This window comes from Rhizobium sp. LjRoot254 (genome assembly GCF_964254105.1).
GTDB lineage: Bacteria > Pseudomonadota > Alphaproteobacteria > Rhizobiales > Rhizobiaceae > Rhizobium_E.
In genome coordinates this window covers 3,312,083-3,330,160 of the sequence record NZ_CAXUSM020000001.1, presented here as the reverse complement: position 1 = coordinate 3,330,160, position 18,078 = coordinate 3,312,083, and the positions used below count along the sequence as shown (strand labels likewise).

Annotated in this window: 18 protein-coding genes; 7 read left to right on the top strand and 11 right to left on the bottom strand. The window is 60.6% G+C overall.

Features of this window, described 5'->3' with window-relative positions:
• Positions 1 to 4 precede the first annotated feature (4 nt).
• Together ACSQ26_RS16475 and purD are read right to left on the bottom strand one after the other, a co-directional pair.
• Complete coding sequence (locus tag ACSQ26_RS16475; RefSeq protein WP_436010639.1) at positions 5 to 508, bottom strand: plant virulence effector HPE1-like domain-containing protein; 504 nt, start codon at positions 506 to 508, stop codon at positions 5 to 7.
• Positions 509 to 590: 82 nt separating this feature from the next.
• On the bottom strand, positions 591 to 1,865 hold the full coding sequence (purD, locus tag ACSQ26_RS16470) for a phosphoribosylamine--glycine ligase (RefSeq protein ID WP_436010637.1): 1,275 nt from the start codon (positions 1,863 to 1,865) through the stop codon (positions 591 to 593).
• Between the two features lie 228 nt (positions 1,866 to 2,093).
• Between purD and ACSQ26_RS16465 the strand changes: the two genes are divergently transcribed.
• Together ACSQ26_RS16465 and ubiA are read left to right on the top strand one after the other, a co-directional pair.
• Complete coding sequence (locus ACSQ26_RS16465; RefSeq protein WP_436010635.1) at positions 2,094 to 2,894, top strand: MipA/OmpV family protein; 801 nt, start codon at positions 2,094 to 2,096, stop codon at positions 2,892 to 2,894.
• Positions 2,895 to 2,940: 46 nt separating this feature from the next.
• On the top strand, positions 2,941 to 3,894 hold the full coding sequence (gene ubiA / locus ACSQ26_RS16460; RefSeq protein ID WP_436010633.1) for a 4-hydroxybenzoate octaprenyltransferase: 954 nt from the start codon (positions 2,941 to 2,943) through the stop codon (positions 3,892 to 3,894).
• Here the strand turns inward: ubiA and ACSQ26_RS16455 are convergent.
• Positions 3,839 to 4,117 (bottom strand): hypothetical protein, encoded by a 279-nt coding sequence (locus ACSQ26_RS16455; protein ID WP_436010631.1) that lies wholly within the window; start codon positions 4,115 to 4,117, stop codon positions 3,839 to 3,841. The genes ubiA and ACSQ26_RS16455 overlap by 56 nt on opposite strands.
• 90 nt (positions 4,118 to 4,207) lie before the next feature.
• Between ACSQ26_RS16455 and ACSQ26_RS16450 the strand changes: the two genes are divergently transcribed.
• Positions 4,208 to 6,007, top strand: coding sequence for a calcium-binding protein (locus tag ACSQ26_RS16450; protein WP_436010629.1), 1,800 nt, complete (start codon positions 4,208 to 4,210; stop codon positions 6,005 to 6,007).
• An 87-nt stretch (positions 6,008 to 6,094) separates the two neighbouring features.
• On the opposite strand, the gene ACSQ26_RS16445 is transcribed toward ACSQ26_RS16450, so the two are convergent.
• Entirely contained in the window at positions 6,095 to 6,658 is a 564-nt protein-coding gene (locus tag ACSQ26_RS16445) for a DUF6101 family protein (protein ID WP_258160931.1), read from the bottom strand.
• Positions 6,659 to 6,944: 286 nt separating this feature from the next.
• Here ACSQ26_RS16445 and ACSQ26_RS16440 point away from each other — a divergent pair, with 286 nt between their 5' ends.
• The 4 genes from ACSQ26_RS16440 to modC all read left to right on the top strand — a co-directional run bounded on the left by ACSQ26_RS16440 (position 6,945) and on the right by modC (position 11,786).
• Positions 6,945 to 9,110, top strand: a complete 2,166-nt coding sequence (locus tag ACSQ26_RS16440) for a DUF1217 domain-containing protein (protein WP_436010627.1) — start codon at positions 6,945 to 6,947, stop codon at positions 9,108 to 9,110.
• 83 nt (positions 9,111 to 9,193) lie between these two features.
• Complete coding sequence (gene modA, locus ACSQ26_RS16435; protein WP_436010626.1) at positions 9,194 to 9,973, top strand: molybdate ABC transporter substrate-binding protein; 780 nt, start codon at positions 9,194 to 9,196, stop codon at positions 9,971 to 9,973.
• 11 nt (positions 9,974 to 9,984) lie between these two features.
• Positions 9,985 to 10,677 (top strand): molybdate ABC transporter permease subunit, encoded by a 693-nt coding sequence (gene modB, locus ACSQ26_RS16430; protein ID WP_436010624.1) that lies wholly within the window; start codon positions 9,985 to 9,987, stop codon positions 10,675 to 10,677.
• Positions 10,674 to 11,786: a molybdenum ABC transporter ATP-binding protein gene (modC, locus tag ACSQ26_RS16425; protein ID WP_436010622.1), complete on the top strand. Its 1,113-nt coding sequence runs from the start codon at positions 10,674 to 10,676 to the stop codon at positions 11,784 to 11,786. The genes modB and modC overlap by 4 nt, the downstream gene beginning before the upstream one ends.
• Here the strand turns inward: modC and ACSQ26_RS16420 are convergent.
• The 7 genes from ACSQ26_RS16420 to ACSQ26_RS16390 all read right to left on the bottom strand — a co-directional run bounded on the left by ACSQ26_RS16420 (position 11,744) and on the right by ACSQ26_RS16390 (position 17,988).
• Positions 11,744 to 12,130, bottom strand: a complete 387-nt coding sequence (locus tag ACSQ26_RS16420; RefSeq protein WP_436010620.1) for a winged helix-turn-helix domain-containing protein — start codon at positions 12,128 to 12,130, stop codon at positions 11,744 to 11,746. The two genes, modC and ACSQ26_RS16420, sit on opposite strands and share 43 nt — an antisense overlap.
• Complete coding sequence (locus tag ACSQ26_RS16415) at positions 12,130 to 13,545, bottom strand: FAD-binding oxidoreductase (protein ID WP_436010618.1); 1,416 nt, start codon at positions 13,543 to 13,545, stop codon at positions 12,130 to 12,132. Before ACSQ26_RS16415 ends, ACSQ26_RS16420 begins: the two co-directional genes overlap by 1 nt.
• Entirely contained in the window at positions 13,535 to 14,530 is a 996-nt protein-coding gene (locus ACSQ26_RS16410) for an L-threonylcarbamoyladenylate synthase (RefSeq protein WP_436010616.1), read from the bottom strand. Before ACSQ26_RS16410 ends, ACSQ26_RS16415 begins: the two co-directional genes overlap by 11 nt.
• Before the next feature lie 79 nt (positions 14,531 to 14,609).
• On the bottom strand, positions 14,610 to 15,200 hold the full coding sequence (locus ACSQ26_RS16405; RefSeq protein WP_258160939.1) for a DUF6656 family protein: 591 nt from the start codon (positions 15,198 to 15,200) through the stop codon (positions 14,610 to 14,612).
• Positions 15,201 to 15,311: 111 nt separating this feature from the next.
• Positions 15,312 to 16,277 carry a glycoside hydrolase family 25 protein gene (locus ACSQ26_RS16400; protein WP_436010613.1) on the bottom strand — a complete coding sequence of 322 codons (966 nt, stop codon included), beginning with the start codon at positions 16,275 to 16,277 and terminating at the stop codon, positions 15,312 to 15,314.
• Positions 16,278 to 16,396: 119 nt separating this feature from the next.
• Complete coding sequence (locus tag ACSQ26_RS16395; RefSeq protein ID WP_436010611.1) at positions 16,397 to 16,894, bottom strand: cupin domain-containing protein; 498 nt, start codon at positions 16,892 to 16,894, stop codon at positions 16,397 to 16,399.
• A gap of 101 nt (positions 16,895 to 16,995) precedes the next feature.
• Positions 16,996 to 17,988 (bottom strand): transporter, encoded by a 993-nt coding sequence (locus tag ACSQ26_RS16390; RefSeq protein ID WP_436015306.1) that lies wholly within the window; start codon positions 17,986 to 17,988, stop codon positions 16,996 to 16,998.
• Positions 17,989 to 18,078 lie beyond the last annotated feature (90 nt).

Below are 18,078 nucleotides of genomic sequence, written 5' to 3'. Positions count from 1 at the left end.
TCATTCAGTCGAGACGCAGCTCGAGCTTGCTGGCGTCGAACGCAGCCTTCTTGGGCTCGATCTTGGTGGCAGCACCCATGTCGGCCGTCACAGCCGCAGTCGTGGTGATCCGGTCGATCATGTTGGCGTCGGCGGCGACCGGTTGCTCGACCGGCTTTTCATCAGCCTTTGCCACGACATTTTCAGCCGGCTTGTCCATGATATGCTTGGCGATCATCGCGTCGGATGCCTTGGTGACGAACACCACCGGCGATCCGCCGAGCCAGGCTTCGGTGCGATACACCTTGGTCACGCCATCGACGGTGCGGAGTTCGACCTTCTGCGTGCCAGGCGCCAGCTCGATCGCGGCCGGTGCAACCTTCTTCCTGGTCTCCTGGACGCATTTCGCGCAGTGGATCGCCTCGATGCTGCGCACCTTGGCAACGCCCGTCTTCACGCTGTCGACCGACGCCGCATGGGCGAGACCGGTTACCGAAAACGCCGCCAGGGCCAGAATGTGCACGCGCATGACGCAATACTCCCGCAATCCAATTTCGGCGAGAATATGAAAAAAGCCTTAAGATTGGCTGAGGGGAACTGGTAAAGAATCCCTAAACTTCGGTCTCCCGCGCGATGGCACGCCAGCCGATATCCTTGCGGCAGAAGCCGCCATCCCAGACGACGCCCTCAACCGCCTGATAGGCGCGGTCCCGTGCTTCGGAGACGGTCTTGCCGAGCGCGGTGACATTCAGCACCCGGCCTCCCGTGGCGATGAGCTGGTCTTCGCTCATCGACGTGCCGGCATGGAACACGCGGACGTCCTCGCCATCCTCAGGCAGTGCCTCGATCGGCGTGCCCTTCGCGTAAGAACCGGGATAGCCCTTGGACGCCATGACCACCGTCAGCGCGGTCTCGTCGCTCCACTCGGCGGTCATGCCGTCGAGTTCACCCTTGGCCGTCGCCAATAGCAATTCCATCAGGTCCGATTTCAGGCGCAGCATCAGCACCTGGCATTCCGGATCCCCGAAGCGGACATTGTATTCGATGAGTTCCGGACCCTTGTCGGTGATCATCAGCCCGGCGAAGAAAACGCCCGAGAAGGGATGTCCCATCTCGGCCATCCCCCGGATCGTCGGTTCGATGATCTCGGTCATCGTCCGGGTGATCATCTCCTCGGTCATCACGGGTGCCGGCGAATAGGCGCCCATGCCGCCGGTATTCGGCCCGGTATCGCCGTCTCCGACGCGCTTGTGATCCTGGACAGACGCCAGCGCCAGCGCGCTCTTGCCATCGGAAAGCACGAAGAAGCTTGCCTCCTCGCCATCGAGATAGGCCTCGATCACCACTTCCGCGCCCGCTGCGCCGAACGTGCCGGCGAAACAATCGTCGATCGCGGCCTTCGCCTCGTCGACCGTCATGGCAACGGTGACGCCCTTGCCGGCAGCGAGCCCATCGGCCTTGACCACGATCGGTGCGCCCTGTTCATCGACATAGGCCTTGGCGTCGGTGGCATTGCTGAATCGGCGATAGGCGCCGGTCGGGATATCGTATTTGGCGCAGAGATCCTTGGTGAAGCCCTTGGAACCCTCGAGCTGTGCCGCTGCCTGGGAAGGCCCGAAGACCAGCAGGCCCGCCTCGCGCAGCCTGTCGCCGATACCAGCGACGAGCGGCGCTTCGGGACCGAAGACCACGAATTCCACGTTCCTGTCCGTGCAGAATGCGATCAGGCCATCGACATCGTCGGCCGCGAGATCGACGCAGAAGGCGTGCTTCTCGATGCCGGGATTGCCGGGGGCGACATAGAGCTTGCCGATGTGGGGAGATTGGACCATTTTCCAGGCGAGGGCATGCTCGCGGCCACCGGAACCTATGAGGAGGACGTTCATGGCTCTTCTCCCTGGATGGCATTCCGGATTAGAAACGCGGATCCGGCGTGAGACGTTCCGGTTAAAGAGGGGCAGGGGCGAGGTCAAGCCCGCCGGGGAGCGAAGCTGGCATAAGGTGTGCATTTCGCGCATCAGCTGCGGACATTCATTGTGTGCTAACCATAAGCCGTGTTGAATCAGTAACCAAAGCTGGTTAGGTTTGCCTCGATTGGTTTTGGGGGTGATGATTTGCGCACTGCATCAGTTTCGGCACTTTCCGCGGCTCTCGTGCTCCTGGGTTCGACGGCCATGGCACAGGAGGCCTGGTGGTCGGGTGACTGGTACGTCAAGCTTGGCGGCGCCGGCTTCGTGGCCCCGCGCTTCCAGGGTGACAATAGCTATATCCTGCAGGGCAAGCCGCTGATCTCGGTCGGCAAGGGCGACGAAGATGTCCGTTTCATCTCGCGCAACGACAACACGTCGTTCTCCCTTTACGACAACAGGATGGTCCGCCTCGGCGTGACCGGCAAGATCCTGTTGCCGCGCGATGGGGACACGTCGAATGACCTCAAGGGCCTCAAGCCCGTGGAGTGGGGCGGCGAACTGGGCGGCTTCGCCGAAGTCTACCCGACCGACTGGATGCGCTTTCGCACCGAAATCCGGCAGGGCATTCGCAGCCATGACGGCATCGTCGGCGATCTCGCAGCGGATGCGTTTTATGATGTCACGCCGACAGTCCGCGTCTCGGCCGGCCCGCGCCTGTCGTTTGCGACAGAAGGCTACATGGATGCCTATTATGGCGTGAACGCCAAGGAATCGGCGAAATCCGGGCTCTCGAAGTATAATCCGGACGGCGGCCTGCAGTCGACCGGTATCGGCGGTGCCGTTAACTGGAAGGCCACGGAGCAGCTGGAGACGAGCCTGTTTGCCGAATATACGAGGCTGCTCGGTCCCGTTGCGGATTCGAGCCTGGTCAAGGAACGCGGCTCCAGGGATCAATTCATGATCGGCGTTTCCGCGGCATATAAGTTCAATTTCAAGATCCCCTGATCGATATGCTTGACTGGCAAGTGGTTTCGGCTACTTGCTCAAAGCCATGAGCTTCACATTCTTCGACAATGGCCGCGTCGCCGACGCACCCTCGGGCAATTTCGTCTATCGCGTGCTGCCGCGCGCACTCTGGCCCTATGCGCAGCTGGCGCGCTGGGACAGGCCGATCGGCTGGCAATTGCTGATGTGGCCCTGTTTCTGGTCGGCGACTCTCGCCGCCAATGTCGCGATGTCGGAAGGGCATTTCTCTTTCGCCCGGCTTTGCTGGCACCTGTTCCTGTTCTTCGCCGGCGCGGTCGCCATGCGCGGTGCCGGCTGCACCTATAACGACCTCGTGGATCATGAGATCGACATGGCGGTGGCCCGAACCCGTTCGCGGCCGTTGCCATCGGGCCGGGTCAGCCGGTTGCAGGCGAAGATATTCATGGTTCTGCAAGCGCTGGTCGGGCTGGCGGTGCTGTTGAGCTTCAACCTGTTCACCGTCGTGCTCGGCATTCTGTCCCTCGGTATCGTGGCGATCTATCCCTTCGCCAAGCGGTTCACCGACTGGCCGCAGTTCTTCCTGGGCCTCGCCTTTTCCTGGGGCGCGCTGGTGGGGTGGGCGGCCGAGTTCGGAGCGCTCTCCTTCGCTGCGATCGTGCTCTATCTTGCGTCGGTGGCGTGGACGATCGGCTACGACACGATCTACGCCCATCAGGATACTGAAGACGATGCCCTGATCGGCGTGCGTTCGACCGCGCTGCTTTTCGGCCGCAACACCAGGGCCTGGCTGGCACTCTTCTATGGATTGACGCTGCTTGGCCTGATCATCGCATTCGCGGCCGCAGGCGTAGCTTTTCCGGCCTGGATCGGCTTGCTGATCGCCGTCGTGCTGCTTGCGTGGCAAATATTGGTGCTCGATATACATGATCCGGTGCAGTGCATGGCACTCTTCAAGTCCAACTTCACCGTCGGTACAGTGCTGTTCCTTGGGCTGTTGTTGGCAATACCTTTTGCCTGAAAATGGAAAAGCCCGGCTGTGGGACAAATTCAGCCGGGCTTTCTTCCGCCTGTGGCTTTTTTGCGCCGTCGGCCGGAATTGTTGTCCCGATAATATGGGCTTCGCGCACCATTGGCTGTTCCCGTGGTAACAACGCGATGGCGTCAATCTGCTGCAAAATCAGCGCGCTTGGCCCCAATATCCGCAATATTTCTAAAACAGCGCGTCGTTCGGGCATCTGCATCCCAAGATACTGCAAATTGACTTGAACACGCGCTTATGGAAGTAACAGTGAACTGATTTAGTTCGAGCTCTGGGACGGAGTGAGATTTCAATGGCAATCGATGCCACATTCATGGCTGCACTGATGAAAATACCCTATTTTGCACAACTATCCGAAGAGAACGGCGAAGAGTGGCTGGGCGATCTGCTCCAGTCGCTGGAGGTCGAATCATTTGATTTTTCGCAATTCCAGAACCTCGCGACAGATTCGTCCACGATCGATCTCAGCGGTGCGGACCTGACGGTCGATGTCGCGGATGCCGGACAAGACGACGACGGTGATTCGAAGTCTTCCGCCAAGCACTCGAATAACGAGATCGAGCAGACGCAGGCCGCGATGGCGGCCAAGCAGTCCGGACAGGAAGAGGCAGCCAAGGCTGCAAGCGAGTCCGGCAGCGGTGGCGGAAACGGACCGAATTTTGCAAATATCAGGCACGAGATCGTGAGCGACGGGCCGATAGATTGGGAACGCAATTTGCAGTGGCAAGTGCTGCAGAGGGAGCCGGACCACGGCACGTTCAAACCCGACGAAGAGGCCGGGGCGGTCGCCGTCGCGCTGAACGGCGTCTATGACGAGTTGAAGCTCAGTGCCGGCGACGACAAGATTTATACTTTTGCCGGCCATGGGGCTTCGGGTACGACCACCGTCAATGGTGGTGACGGCACAGATACGCTCCATCTCACCAACGGTGGCCTCAAGACAGATCTCGGCGGCCAGAGCGATTTCGGCAGCTTCGGCGGCAAGGTTGAGTTCCGCGGTGTCGAGAACGTGGTCGGTTCCGATGGTGACGATAATATCACCGGCAGCGCTGGCGACAATAAGCTGTCGGGTCGTGACGGTGACGACAAGATCGACGGCGGCGGCGGTGACGACGAAATCATCGGTGGCAGCGGCAAGAACGTTCTGGACGGTGGCGCCGGCAACGACGACATTACAGGCGGCAACGGCATCGACATCATCAATGGCGGCTCGGGCGACGACGTCATTAATGCTGCAACCGGCGACGACGATATTTCCGGCGGCGACGGCGACGACGAGATCGACGGTGGCAACGGCGATGACAAGATCGGTGGTGGCGGCGGGGCCGATGAAATCGATGGCGGTCGTGGCGATGACGAGATTGACGGCGGCGCTGGCGATGACGCGATCGACGCGGGCGACGGCAACGACGTCGCCAATGGCGACGGCGGTGACGACGAGATCGACGGCGGCGACGGTGACGACGAAATCGACGGTGGCGCCGGTGACGATACGCTGAACGGCGACGTCGGTAACGACACGATCGACGGTGGCGAAGGCGCCGACGATATCGACGGCGGCGAAGGCAATGACGAACTCAACGGCGATGCCGGCAACGACACGATCGTTGGAGCAGCCGGAACCGACACGATCAATGGCGGCGAAGGCGATGACAACATCGACGGTGGTGCCGACAACGACGTGATCCTCGGCGGCGACGGCAAGGACGTGCTCAAGGGCGCTGCCGGCAACGACACGATCACCGGCGGCGTGGGTGCCGACTCGATAATAGGCGGCGACGGCAGCGACGTCTACGTCTACACCGCCATTGGAGACAGCGGCGTTACGGCTGACACGTTCGACATCATCACCGATTTCAATGTGACCGACGACAAGTTCGACCTGACCGCGCTTCTGGCCAATGATACGTTCGACTTCATCGCGGCAGAGGGTGGTGCCTTTACCGGCGGCAGCGACAATCCCGAAGTCAAATGGGACAAGACCGGCAGCAAGACGATCATCCAGATCGATATCGATGGCAATGGTATCGCCGACATGCAGATCGAACTCGACGACGACCTCGATCTGACGGCCGCGAACTTCAACCTTTGATCCCAAGCAGGTCTTAACCTGCTCAGGCTTGAATAGAATCGAAAATGGCGCCCGAGGGCGCCATTTTTGTTTCCGCATGTGATGCGATCAATCGCGCGGGAAAATCTCGCGGCCCTTGATCTTCATGCTGATGCCGAGATTGCCTGTCTTGCGGCGAACCAGGAAGCGGGGGCGGCGGTCGGCGAAATAGGAATGGCGGCGGCGGGGCTTTGGAGGCTTGGCACCGGCGGTGATCAGGTGCTCGTCGAGTTCGCGGGCAACGCCGTCTGCCTCGACCATCAGCATCGGAATGCCATAGGCTTCCGACCAGGAACGCCAGTCGGCGGCGATATCGTAGAGGTCGTGCGCCACCAGCAGCGGAATGCAGAAGCCGGCATCGGTGTGGTGAAGTTCGAGCGTAACGGTCACTTCGCCGTTGCCATGGTCGATCGCACGGGCGGCGACGCCCTTGAAGACGCGCGACGGCAGAGCAACGGTCAACGGCAGGCCGCTGGACGGCAGCACCCGGCGCATGACGGCGCCGCGTTCGTCGAGCGTGATGTTCACGGTTTCCGAGCTTTCCTCGATTTCATAACGGAGCTGCTGCGGGAAAAGACCCGGATCCAGTCTCAGTTTGCTCGTGGCCCACACGGGCTGGTACATTGTGTTCATCGATTTCGACCCTGTTTTTTCGAGAGATCATCTCTTCTGTTTTTCGGGACATTCTGTCCTCTTATGCCGTCAGATTAGCGGGCCGGCCTTCGATGGAGCTTAAAATTCTCGGTTAAGAAAACTTTGCCTCGTTGGATGGTTATCAATTGGCAAGCCGGTTCGGTTTGCAAATGGTGAACAACAAGTCCGGCAATTGATGCATTTTCACCAAATATCCAGGGCCCCGCCGGTAAGGTTCGGATAAGGTTTTCAAGGCATAATGCGGAGGCCGGCAATGTAGGTTCCCATGGTCTCCACCTTCCTAAGCTACAATCTGATCAACCGTGACATCAGGGGGAACCTCGAGCGCGTCTCGTCGTCCAATCAGGTCGCCAGGGAAGAGCAGTATTACAAGGACAATATCGGCAAGGTGAAAACCGTCGAGGAGTTCGTCGACAACTACCGGCTCTATGCCTATGCGATGAAGGCGCACGGTCTGGAAGACATGACCTACGCCAAGGCCTTCATGAAAAAGGTGCTGGAAAGCGACCTGACCGACACGGACTCCTTCGCCAATCGCCTGGCCGATCAGCGCTACGCCCAGTTCGCGGCGGCGTTTCAATTCTCGTCCGAGACATCGATCGTACAAACAACCCGGCAGATCGATGAGGTCATCGGGAACTTCCAGCAGGCGATAGAAGACGAGGGTGAATCGGTCGAAGTCGAGACCGCCTATTACAAGAGCAAGATAGCCGCGATCTCGTCTGTCGATGAACTATTGGGCGACGAGCGGGTCCGGAACTATGTTCTGAAGGGCTTCAATCTCGACACCAAATACTGGAACAAGGACCACCTGACGAAGGTGCTGACCAGCGACCTCAATGATCCCGCAAGCTATGTGAACACACTCACCGTCGCCAACAAGTCAACGCTTCAGGCTATGGCGGGGAACTTCAATTTCAATGCAGCGGGCACGCTCGATACCGGCGTGACAGCCCAGGATGCCAGCCAGACGCTCGCTCTCGTCGAAGCCTACACATTCTATGTACCGAGCCGCACGGTGCCCGCCGAGGCCCAGCTCAACAAGGACTATTTCGAGGCCAAGATCGGTTCGATCACCAATGTCGATGAACTGGTCAACGATCCCCGGATGCTGGCTTACGTCAAGACCGCGTTCGGAATGGAGGATATTTTCCTCAAGAGCACGATCAAGAACATCCTGACGAGCGACCTCAACGACCCGAACAATTATGCGACAGTCTTCGGCGGCGAGAAATACGAGGCGCTGACCAAGGCGTTCAATTTTCAGACAGACGGCACGATTGCCGGCGGCAACACCGCCCAGACCGCGGCGCAGACGGCCACCACATCCGGCAAGTACATGTCCCGTTATGACGACGCGCAGGATCAGAAGGACGACGATCTTTACACTTATTACCGCAACTTCATCGGCTCCATGGACAGCGTCGAAGAACTGCAATCGACGCCGAGGCTCTACGATTTCGTCCTGACCGCATTCGGCTTCGATCCCAATGATACGAAGGACTCGGTGATCGAAAAGGTGCTGACCAGCGATCTCGCGGACCCCAACAGTTTCGCCAACAAGCAGAAGGACGAGCGCTACCGCGAACTCGCCGCCGCCTTCAATTTCGACACTGAGGGCAACAAGGCCGCACCCCGGCTCGCCCAGTCGCAGCAGGTCATAACCCAGACCGCCAAGGACTACGTCATTACCAAGACCCGTTTCGGTCATGAGGAAGACAAGGACGCCGCGACCAAGGAAGCAAAATACTATTCCGAGAACATCCAGAACATCCAGACGGCATCGGAATTCGTGGCCAACAGGCGCCTCGTCGATTTCGTGCTGGTCGCCAATGGCATCAATCCGGAAGACGTGACCAACGATTTCATCAAGCAGGTGTTCAACTCGGACCTCGACGATCCCGAAAGCTTCGTCAATATCCAGGAAGACCATCGCTACGTCGAGATTCTCTCGTCGTTCAATTTCGATGCCAACGGCAATATCGCGGTGCGCGATTCCGGCATCCAGGGCCGCTATGGGCAGATGACGACCGAATATCTCTTCCTGCAGCAGAGCCTGGAGGAAGAAGTCGGCGAGGACAGCGCAGGCGCCCGCCTGGCGCTCTATTTCCAGCGAATGATGCCGTCGATCAACTCGGCTTACGACATCCTCGGTGACACGGCGCTGCTGGAAGTCTTCCGCACGGCGTTCGAATTGCCCGCCGAAATGTCGACCATGGACATCGAGAAGCAGAAGCTGCTCGTCGAGCGCTACATGGACTTCGACGAACTTCAGGATCCTGATGAACTCCAGAAGTTCATCACCCGCTTCACTGCAATGTACGATCTCGCCAACGAGACGGATACGTCGCCGCTCATGCAGCTTTTCAACGGCAGTTCGACCAGCATCAGCGCCGACACGCTGCTTTCCATCGCCCAGCTCAAGGCCTGACCAGGCGGCTCTATCAAACGCCTTGCTTTTGATTTTCCATCGATATATTCGTTCGGATATAACGATTGGAACGGGAGATCTTCATGCTGCGCCGCACCTTCATTTCCTCGCTCGCCGCCGCCGCGATGCTCGGCCTCGCCTCGATGGCGCCCGCGATGGCCGCCGACCTCGTCGTTTTCGCCGCAGCCAGCATGAAGGGTTCGCTCGACGACGTCGCCAAGGCTTTCCAAGCAAAGAACGGCACCAAGGTCGTCATCTCCTACGCGTCGAGCGCGCAGCTCGCCAAGCAGATCGAGGCCGCAGCACCGGCCGACGTCTTCATCTCGGCCGACACCAAGTGGATGAGCTATCTGGTAGAGAAATCCGCCGTGAAGAAGGAAGAGGCCGTCAACCTGCTCGGCAACCGCCTTGTGCTGGTGGCTGCGAAGGATTCCAACGCTTCGATCAAGATCGAAAAGGGCTTCAAGCTCGCCGAGGCGCTCGGCGACAGCCGCCTCGCCATGGGCGATCCGAAGAGCGTCCCAGCCGGCAAATACGGCCAGGAATCGCTGAAATTCTATGGCGTCTGGGACAATGTCGAAGGCAAGGTTGCCGGTGCCGACAATGTGCGCGCGGCACTCAAGCTGGTCTCCTCCGGCGAAGCGCCGCTCGGCATCGTCTACGAGACCGACGCCAAGGCCGACAGACAAGTGAAGATCGTGGATTTCTTCGGCGAGGACAGCCACTCGCCGATCATCTATCCCGTCGCGCCGATCGCGGCATCGACCAACGAGGCCAGGAACGACTTCATGAAATTCCTGCTCGGTCCGGAAGCTGCGGATATCTTCAAGAAAGCGGGCTTTACGACTCTCGCCTCTTCGTGAATGCTTGAGACATGGGGTTCAGCGAAGAAGAATGGACGGCAATCAGGTTGAGCATCGAGGTGGCGGCGCTGGCCGTCGCCGTCAGCCTGCCGTTCGGAATCGTCGTGGCCTATCTGCTCGCCCGGGGACGCTTCTACGGCAAATCGATATTGAGTGCCATCGTCGCCCTGCCGCTGATCCTGCCGCCCGTCGTCACGGGTTACCTGCTGCTGATGACCTTCGGGCGAAAGGGCCTGCTCGGCGGCTTCCTTGAAAGCATCGGCATCGTCTTGTCTTTCCGCTGGACGGGGGCTGCCGTTGCCGCCGCAGTGATGGGCTTCCCCCTGTTGGTACAGGCGATCCAGCTTTCGATGGAGGCGATCGACCAGCGGCTTGAATCGGCGGCCGGCACGCTCGGCGCCAATCGCTTCATGGTCTTTCTGACGGTGACCCTGCCGCTTAGCCTGCCGGGCATCATCGCTGGCATCGTCACGTCCTTTGCCCGCTCGCTCGGTGAGTTCGGCGCAACGATTACCTTCGTCTCGGCGATCCCCGGGGAAACCCAGACGCTCGCCTCCGCCGTTCACACGCTACTTCAGGATCCCGATGGCGAACCCATGGCCCTGCGGCTTACCTTCTTCTCCGTCGCCATATCGTTTGCCGCGATTCTGCTCGCAGGTTCGGTCTCTCGGTTCGCCGCCCGCCGTCTCGGAGCCTCGCCATGATTTCCGTCACCGTACGGCACCAGCAGGGCGATTTCCAGGTCGACGCCGCGTTCACCGCCGGCGCCGGGGTCACGGCGCTCTTCGGTCCATCCGGCTCCGGCAAGACATCGCTTGTGCAGATGATCGCGGGGCTGACGCGGCCCGATGATGCCGTCATTAGCTTCGACGGCGTTGTCTGGAACGACACGGAAAAGCGCATCTTCGTGCCGCCGCACCGCCGCCGCATTGGCTATGTCTTTCAGGAAGGACGGCTCTTTCCGCATATGACGGCGCGGCAGAACCTGCTTTATGGCCGATTCTTTTCGCCGAAGGCGGAGCGGAGCATTTCCGAATCCGAAGTGGTCGATCTTCTCGGGATAGAGCGGTTGCTCGACCAGCGGCCCGCGACGCTGTCCGGAGGTGAAAAGCAGCGTGTGGCGATCGGACGGGCGCTGCTTTCGGCACCCCGGCTGATCCTGATGGACGAGCCGCTTTCGGCGCTGGATCGCGCCCGGCGCCAGGAGATCCTGCCCTATATCGAGCGCATCCGCGACGTGGTGAAAATACCCGTCATCTATGTCAGCCATGCGCTCGATGAAGTCGCGCGGTTGGCCAACCGCGTGGTGCTGCTCGACGAGGGCAGGGTGCGGGCGGAGGGCGCGCCTGTGGACATATTCCCCGAGCTTTCATCCCTGACCGATTCGATCGCGCCGCAATCGGTGCTCGAAGGCAGGATGATCGGGCAGGAGGAATATTACGGCCTGTCGATCGCCGAGATCGGCGACACCGTGGTGACATTGCAGCCCATCGATCTCTCGGAGGGCACCGCCGTCCGTGTCCGCGTCTCATCGACCGATGTCATGATCGCGTTGCAGAAGCCCGAAAATATCAGCGCGCTCAACCATCTTCCCGGCACCATCACCGCGATCGCCCGCGATGGTCCCTATATGCTGGTGGAAATGGATTGCTACGGCCAGCGGCTGATGGCGCGCATCACGCTGCTCTCATGCGAGCGATTGGGTCTGGCGCCCGGCGTGGCCGTCTATGCGCTGTTCAAGGCCGTTACCGTCGATAGCGGCAGCGTCTATCACGTATCGGCATCGGCGCCCGATGGACCGGGCTCGGCCTGAGGGCTGGCATTCGCCGCCAGCCAGTGGAGATCGGCCTTCAGCGCCTTCATCGTGTGCTGTTCCATCGCGCGGAAACGCTTGAGCAATTCCTCGCCGAACGCGGTCAGTGCGGCGCCGCCGCCGCTCTTGCCGCCATGTTTGGTCTCGACCACGCTCTGCTTGAACATGCGGTTGAGTTCATCGACCAGCAACCAGCCGCGCCGGTAGGACATGTCCATCCGCACGGCCGCCTGCCTGATGGAGCCCGTTTCTCTGATCAGTTCCATCAGTTCCGCCTTGCCGTGGCTCAGCGGCGCGCCACCGGGAAAGGTCAGCCTGAGATTGGTGCGGATAACCTCGCTCATCAGATCTTCAGTACCTTGTCGGGGTTCATGATGTGGGCGGGATCGAAGGCCCGCTTGATCCGCCGCATCAGGTCCATCTCGATCGCGGGCCGGATCGCGGCAAGCTCATCGCGCTTGAGCTGGCCGATACCGTGCTCGGCGGAAATCGAGCCGTTGAACTTCAACACCAGCCCATGAACAATCTTGTTGACGTCGCGCCATTGGGCGATGAAGGCCTGCTTGTCGGCGCCGACCGGCTGGGAAATGTTGTAATGGATATTGCCGTCGCCGAGATGTCCGAAGGCGCAGACGCGCGCACCGGGCATGAAAGCAAGCACAGCCTTCTCGGCCTCGGCCATGAATTCCGGTATCCTCGAGATCGGCACGGAGACGTCGTGCTTGATCGACCCGCCCTCGGGCTTCTGCGCTTCCGACATGCTCTCGCGCATATGCCAGAAAGCGCGGGCTTGCGTGGAGGACGACGCGATCGATGCGTCCAGCACCAGGCCGCGTTCGGAGGCTTCGGAGAGCAGCGCCTCCATCATCTGGCGCGCGCTGTCCTCGTTGTCGGTTGTCGAGATATCGACCAGCACATACCAGGGATAGGGCGAGCCGAGCGGGTCGCGCACGCCGGGGATGTTGCGCAGCGTGAATTCCACGCCGAGCCGGACCATCAGCTCGAAACCGGTGAGCGCATTACCGCAGACATCCTGCGCCAGCTGGAAGAAGGCCAGCGCATTCTCCGCATTTGCAAGCCCGCAAAACGCGACTTCATGCCCGCGCGGTCGCGGGAAGAGCTTCAGCACAGCGGCCGTGATCACTCCCAGCGTGCCCTCCGCACCGATGAAGAGGTCGCGCAGATCATAGCCGGTATTGTCCTTCTTGAGCTTGCGCAGCCCGTCCCAGATCTCGCCGGTCGGCAGCACGACTTCCAGCCCGAGGCATAGATGCCGCGCATTGCCATAGGCCAGAACCTGGGTGCCGCCGGCATTGGTCGAGAGATTGCCGCCGATCTGGCAGCTTCCCTGCGAACCGACCGACAGCGGAAACATGCGGCTGTTTTCCTCGGCGACCTTGTGCAGGTTGTCAAGAATGCAGCCGGCATCGACCGTCATCGTGTTCGCCGCGAGATCGACCTCTCGCACCTTGTTCATCCGTTCGAGCGAGATCAGCACGTCTTCACGGCCCTCGCGCGGCGTCTGGCCGCCAGCGTGTCCGGTATTGCCCGATTGCGGCACGATCACCGTGCCGGTTTCGCTGGCAAGCGCAAGGATAGCCGAGACTTCCGCGGTATTGGCGGGCTTGAGCAGCAGCGGCGAGGCGCCGTGATAGAGACCACGCGTCTCGACCAGATGTGGTGCGAGCGCCTGCTGGTCGGTGATCGCATGCGCCGGCCCGACAATCGCGGCGAAGCGCTCGATAAGTTCACTCTTCATAACTCACCTCGGGACGCGGGGCTGCGGCGCGCGCGATCCTGTCATTGATCGCTTCGCCGAGATCGTGATGCGGGATGGGCGCAAAGGCAATGGCACGCGCCGGCAGTTGATCGGTCATCTTCATGATCGCAAAGAGATTGGCGGCCGCCTCGCTGAGCGATGCCTGCGGGCTGAGATCGAAGATCGCGATGGCATCGTCCAGCCCCGCGATCGGCTGGTTGCCGAAATTGACCAGGATTTCGCCGGGTTCGACATGCAGCCTGTTGAGCTTCACGCCGGCCTTCGGCGCATAATGCGAGGCCAGCATGCCGGGCGCTTCAATCGCCGCCTGCGCGATTGCGCCCTGCCGGATCACAGCGCGCCCGATACAGGCCTCAATCGCACTGACCGCAAGCCCGCCGGGTCTGAGCAGCCTGACTGTGTTGCCCTCGATCTTGATGATCGTGCTTTCGACACCGACACCGGCTGGACCGCCATCGAGGATGAGCCGAATCTTGTCGCCGAGATCGCCCTGCACATGTTCGGCGTCCGTGGGGCTGACCCGGCCGGATGTGTTGGCGCTCGGCGCGGCAAGCGGCCGGCCGAAGGCCGCGATCAATTCACCGGCAAAACCCTGGGGAACACGAACACCCACCGTATCGAGCCCCGCCGTGCACAGCGCATGAATGGTGCTGTCTGCATGGAGCGGCAGGACCAGCGTCAGCGGCCCCGGCCAGAAGGCCTCGGCCAGCCTGCGCGACAGGGGATCGAAGACCGCGTGGCGCTCGGCCATTTCGAGGTCCGCCATATGCGCGATCAGCGGATTGAAGCGCGGCCGGCCCTTCACCTCGTAGATGCGGGCGATTGCATGCGGATTGGTGGCGTCGGCGGCGAGGCCGTAGACTGTCTCGGTCGGGATCGCGACCGGCTCGGCGCTATCGAGCACCTCGCAGCCGCGCGCCAATGCCCGGCTGTGTTCCCGTTCGATGTCAATGATTTCGGCCATGTGCGCCTTCGATTGGTGAAGTGCGACCGGCTATATCGCCCACAGGCCGTTTTGCCAAGCGACTGCAGGCAGGGCGACATCACATCGCCCGGATCACCTTCCTCAGCGCTTCCTGCTTGGCGCCAAGGAGCAGCACGTTCTTCAGCGCCGTCTTGGGATCGTTGGTGCGGAAGAGGATGCCGTTGCCGCGCACCTTCTTGTCGAGGACGAGTTTCTTACCCGTATTGTTCTCCATGGCGACAGCGAAATACATTCGTTCGGCGCGCATGTTGATCTGTTCGAATTTCAGGTCGTCCGAGGCGATGTCGGCGAAGAAATTGGCGATGTAGAAGGCCCAGTTCACGTCGGAATATTCCGCAAATTTGGACTTCGCGGCGGTCACGTGACAGTAGCCGAGATGCGGCGTGCCGGTGAGCGTGCGGTGGAAGACCAGCTTGGGAAACTGGATCGAGCGGTGGAATGTGTTGAGCCGCTCATGGGTCTTTTCGCCCGCTGCGGTCAGGATCTTGCCGGTGCGCTCGGCAACTTCCTCATAGGTGAGATAGCGCTTCTCGTCCGGCGCCCAGTTGGGGCGTGAGCGATCGATGCGGCCCGTGCGGAGAAAGTCCGAATGAGCTGTCTGCTTCACAGCTGCCGGCCTTTCCTGGTCGACATACTGCAATTTCGACATGGCTGACTTCTGGTCGGACATTACTTTACTCTAGCCTGGGCATGGTTAAGAACTTGCTAAAGGCTAGGTCCGCATGGTTTCGCGAGGCTGACCGCATCAACGAAACGACGCTTAAAAATCCTGATAATTCAGGGCGGTAAGCACCGGCTGACGCTTTCGCACCGATGCCTCGGCGATTGCGTGATTCTGGGGCATCGTGCTGGTGCCGAGCGTGCCGGTGGCGCGCACGAGATATTGCAGTTCCGGCGGCCTGACGGGGAGCAAAGCGCCCTGTTTCCAGATCGTGGCGAGTTCCACCTTCGTCATCGGCACGGTATTGACGTCGATGTCATATCCCGTGCCGTCGATCCGCATCGGACAGGTTTTCTTGCCGCAATTGGTCGCGGAAGAGAACTGCCACATCATGTAGTTCGTCCAGTTACCCATCGGGAACACGCCCTTGATCTCAGGCTTGTAGCGGGCATACCAGAGCGGCAGGCGCGACAGCAGCGCATATTGGTCCCGGCGGGTGGCGATGTAACGGGCCGTATCGTGATTGGTGTAGAGAACCGGATAGCGGCCGGTTCGCGCCTTGATATGCCCGATGAAGATCTCGGCATCGGCGAGCGACATGAATTGCTTGTCGTCGAGGCTTTCGAGATCCAGCACCATCAGGTCGTCTTCACCGGGCGCGGCATAGTCGAGGAAATGGTTGGCCTGGTCCACCGGATTTCCGGGCCGGGCGAGGTGATAGGCACCCCAGAGCAGGCCGTTTGCCTTGGCGAGCATCCGGCGGGTCTGGTGCAACTCGCGGCTCACCGCATATTTCCGCCACATCGTCTTGCAGTGGTTGACCGTGTCGCCCTTATGTGGCCGAGAGCAATCATAGACCTCGGGCAGGCCATCGGAGGCCTTGGAGACGAACCCCGCGACCCGCTTGTTGGCGACCAGCTTATCCCACTCGATCGTGTTGAGCTCATAGGCATCGATAACCAGGGCGGTTTCCGCCTTGGTCCAGGGTTCGTTATCGGCAGCATGAGAGATGCCTGCGCCAAGAATCGCAGCAAGCGCGAACGCTATTACAGTAGATTTGAACATTGCCGCCCTATCCCGTCACACTGTGACGATCCTGTGGCAATATACTTATCAAAGGCTTAAAGCACCAGCCTTGATTACGAGTTGCTAAAATTGGGTCGGAATGTGGCGGGAATCGCAGCTCAGAGCGGCAATGTGACGCCGATTGTGCCGAGCACGCGAACCGAAACGACCTCGCCGACCACGGCCCTGCGCATGCGGCCCAGCATGGCGCGAAGCTGCTTGATCGGGTTCGAGGACTTGCGGCAGAAGGCGACCTTCTTCACATAATCGTCGATATCCCAGAGCGCCTTGGTGCCCTCGGCGAAATAGGCGATGTCGCCGGGCTGAAGCGTGCGGGTTTCCCCGTTCGGCGTCGTCACCCGCACCTGGCCTTCGAGAATGAACACGGTTTCCTCGTCGTGGAAGGTCCACCAGAATGTGCCTGCGGTGCATTCCCAGATATGGGTGGAGGCGTTACCATCGACGCTCGGCGAATGCAGGCCGGCGCGCGCCCGCGGATTGCCCTCGACGATCCATTCGGGATTGATCGGCGCATCCACGAGTATCACGTCGTCCGGACGGCCGGCGATGAATTCGGGGTTGGCAAAGCTGCTGCCGGCGGAACTTGGCATCGACATGGCGACTATCCTCTTATCGTCACCCTAGCGATAACACGCATAGATTTCATAGCGTTTAGCCGTTTGGATAAAAGTTTAGCGAAGCTGCGGCTTTCCACCGGCTACAATATCCTGAACCGGCGGAGCAGCCACCAGGCGAGGCCGATCGATATGAGGATGAAGATCGTTGCGAACACCGTGCCGCCGTCGGTTTCGGCGAAGGGCAGGTTCCCGGTATTCATGCCGAAGAAGCCGGTCACAAGCGTCGGCGGCATCAGGAAGGCGGTCAGGATCGACAGGATGTAGAGGTGGCGGTTGGTCTGCCGCGTCGCCTTGGAATCGATGTCCTCATGCAGCAGCCGCGCCCGTTCCTGCAATGAGGAGACGTCGCGTTCGACGGTTTCGATCCGGTCGCTGAGCTGCCGCGCAATATCGTCGAAGCCATCGGGAATTTCGTCCTCGTCGGCCGTAGTCACGCGGCGCAGCAGCGCGAGTTCCGTCCTCAGATGCCGATGCAGCTTGACGATGGTGCGCCGGGCAGGCGCCAGCTTGCGGGTCTCGTCCTTCTCGGCATCTTCATAGACATAGTCCTCGATCAGGTTGAGCTCTTCGTTGATCTCGTGGACCAGGGTCACCACCGTGCGCTGGAACTCGGTGACCAGCGCCCCGAGCACATTGAGCGGCGAGTTGATCCGACCGCTCTTCTCGATCGTCGCGCGTGCCTGGTCGATGCTGCGGAGGGGATGCAGCCTTGTCGTGACGATCAGCTTGTCCGTCACCGCGAAATGCAGCCAGCCGATCTCGGACGACATCTCGTCGAAATCGCGCTGGAAATCGACCAGCGTGCCGCAGATCACCTCCCGCGTGGCGGAAAGCGATGCGTGTGCGTCGCGGCTGATCAGCGCCTGATAGGCGTCAGTCGTGATGCCGGGCAGACCCGCGATCAGCGCCGGCACACGGGCATCGGAGAGGCCGAGATGCAGCCAGACGAAGCCATCCTGCGCGAGCAGTTCCTGGATCGTCGAAGCGGGCGGCACGCGCTGGCAGCTTCCGGTCTCCGGCGCGAACAGATGCGCCCAGACGAGGCCGGGAATACGGGTTTCGGGAAGCTCCATCATTGTCCTGCGCAAAGCGATTGAATTCGAAGCCTTAGGCAGGTTTTGTGACAGTTGTGTAACAGCGATCGGAGCGCGATCTCGAATATT

Excerpts from the sequence above, each read along its gene's own strand:
- ACSQ26_RS16475 (WP_436010639.1), bottom strand. The coding sequence starts at position 508 with ATGCGCGTGCACATTCTGGCCCTGGCGGCGTTTTCGGTAACCGGTCTC.
- ACSQ26_RS16440 (WP_436010627.1), top strand. The coding sequence starts at position 6,945 with ATGGTCTCCACCTTCCTAAGCTACAATCTGATCAACCGTGACATCAGG.
- ACSQ26_RS16420 (WP_436010620.1), bottom strand. The coding sequence starts at position 12,130 with ATGAGCGAGGTTATCCGCACCAATCTCAGGCTGACCTTTCCCGGTGGC.
- ACSQ26_RS16415 (WP_436010618.1), bottom strand. The coding sequence starts at position 13,545 with ATGAAGAGTGAACTTATCGAGCGCTTCGCCGCGATTGTCGGGCCGGCG.
- modC (WP_436010622.1), top strand. The coding sequence starts at position 10,674 with ATGATTTCCGTCACCGTACGGCACCAGCAGGGCGATTTCCAGGTCGAC.
- ubiA (WP_436010633.1), top strand. The coding sequence starts at position 2,941 with ATGAGCTTCACATTCTTCGACAATGGCCGCGTCGCCGACGCACCCTCG.
- ACSQ26_RS16395 (WP_436010611.1), bottom strand. The coding sequence starts at position 16,894 with ATGTCGATGCCAAGTTCCGCCGGCAGCAGCTTTGCCAACCCCGAATTC.
- ACSQ26_RS16405 (WP_258160939.1), bottom strand. The coding sequence starts at position 15,200 with ATGTCGAAATTGCAGTATGTCGACCAGGAAAGGCCGGCAGCTGTGAAG.
- ACSQ26_RS16455 (WP_436010631.1), bottom strand. The coding sequence starts at position 4,117 with ATGCAGATGCCCGAACGACGCGCTGTTTTAGAAATATTGCGGATATTG.
- ACSQ26_RS16450 (WP_436010629.1), top strand. The coding sequence starts at position 4,208 with ATGGCAATCGATGCCACATTCATGGCTGCACTGATGAAAATACCCTAT.
- modB (WP_436010624.1), top strand. The coding sequence starts at position 9,985 with ATGGGGTTCAGCGAAGAAGAATGGACGGCAATCAGGTTGAGCATCGAG.
- ACSQ26_RS16400 (WP_436010613.1), bottom strand. The coding sequence starts at position 16,277 with ATGTTCAAATCTACTGTAATAGCGTTCGCGCTTGCTGCGATTCTTGGC.
- ACSQ26_RS16445 (WP_258160931.1), bottom strand. The coding sequence starts at position 6,658 with ATGAACACAATGTACCAGCCCGTGTGGGCCACGAGCAAACTGAGACTG.
- purD (WP_436010637.1), bottom strand. The coding sequence starts at position 1,865 with ATGAACGTCCTCCTCATAGGTTCCGGTGGCCGCGAGCATGCCCTCGCC.
- modA (WP_436010626.1), top strand. The coding sequence starts at position 9,194 with ATGCTGCGCCGCACCTTCATTTCCTCGCTCGCCGCCGCCGCGATGCTC.
- ACSQ26_RS16410 (WP_436010616.1), bottom strand. The coding sequence starts at position 14,530 with ATGGCCGAAATCATTGACATCGAACGGGAACACAGCCGGGCATTGGCG.
- ACSQ26_RS16390 (WP_436015306.1), bottom strand. The coding sequence starts at position 17,988 with ATGGAGCTTCCCGAAACCCGTATTCCCGGCCTCGTCTGGGCGCATCTG.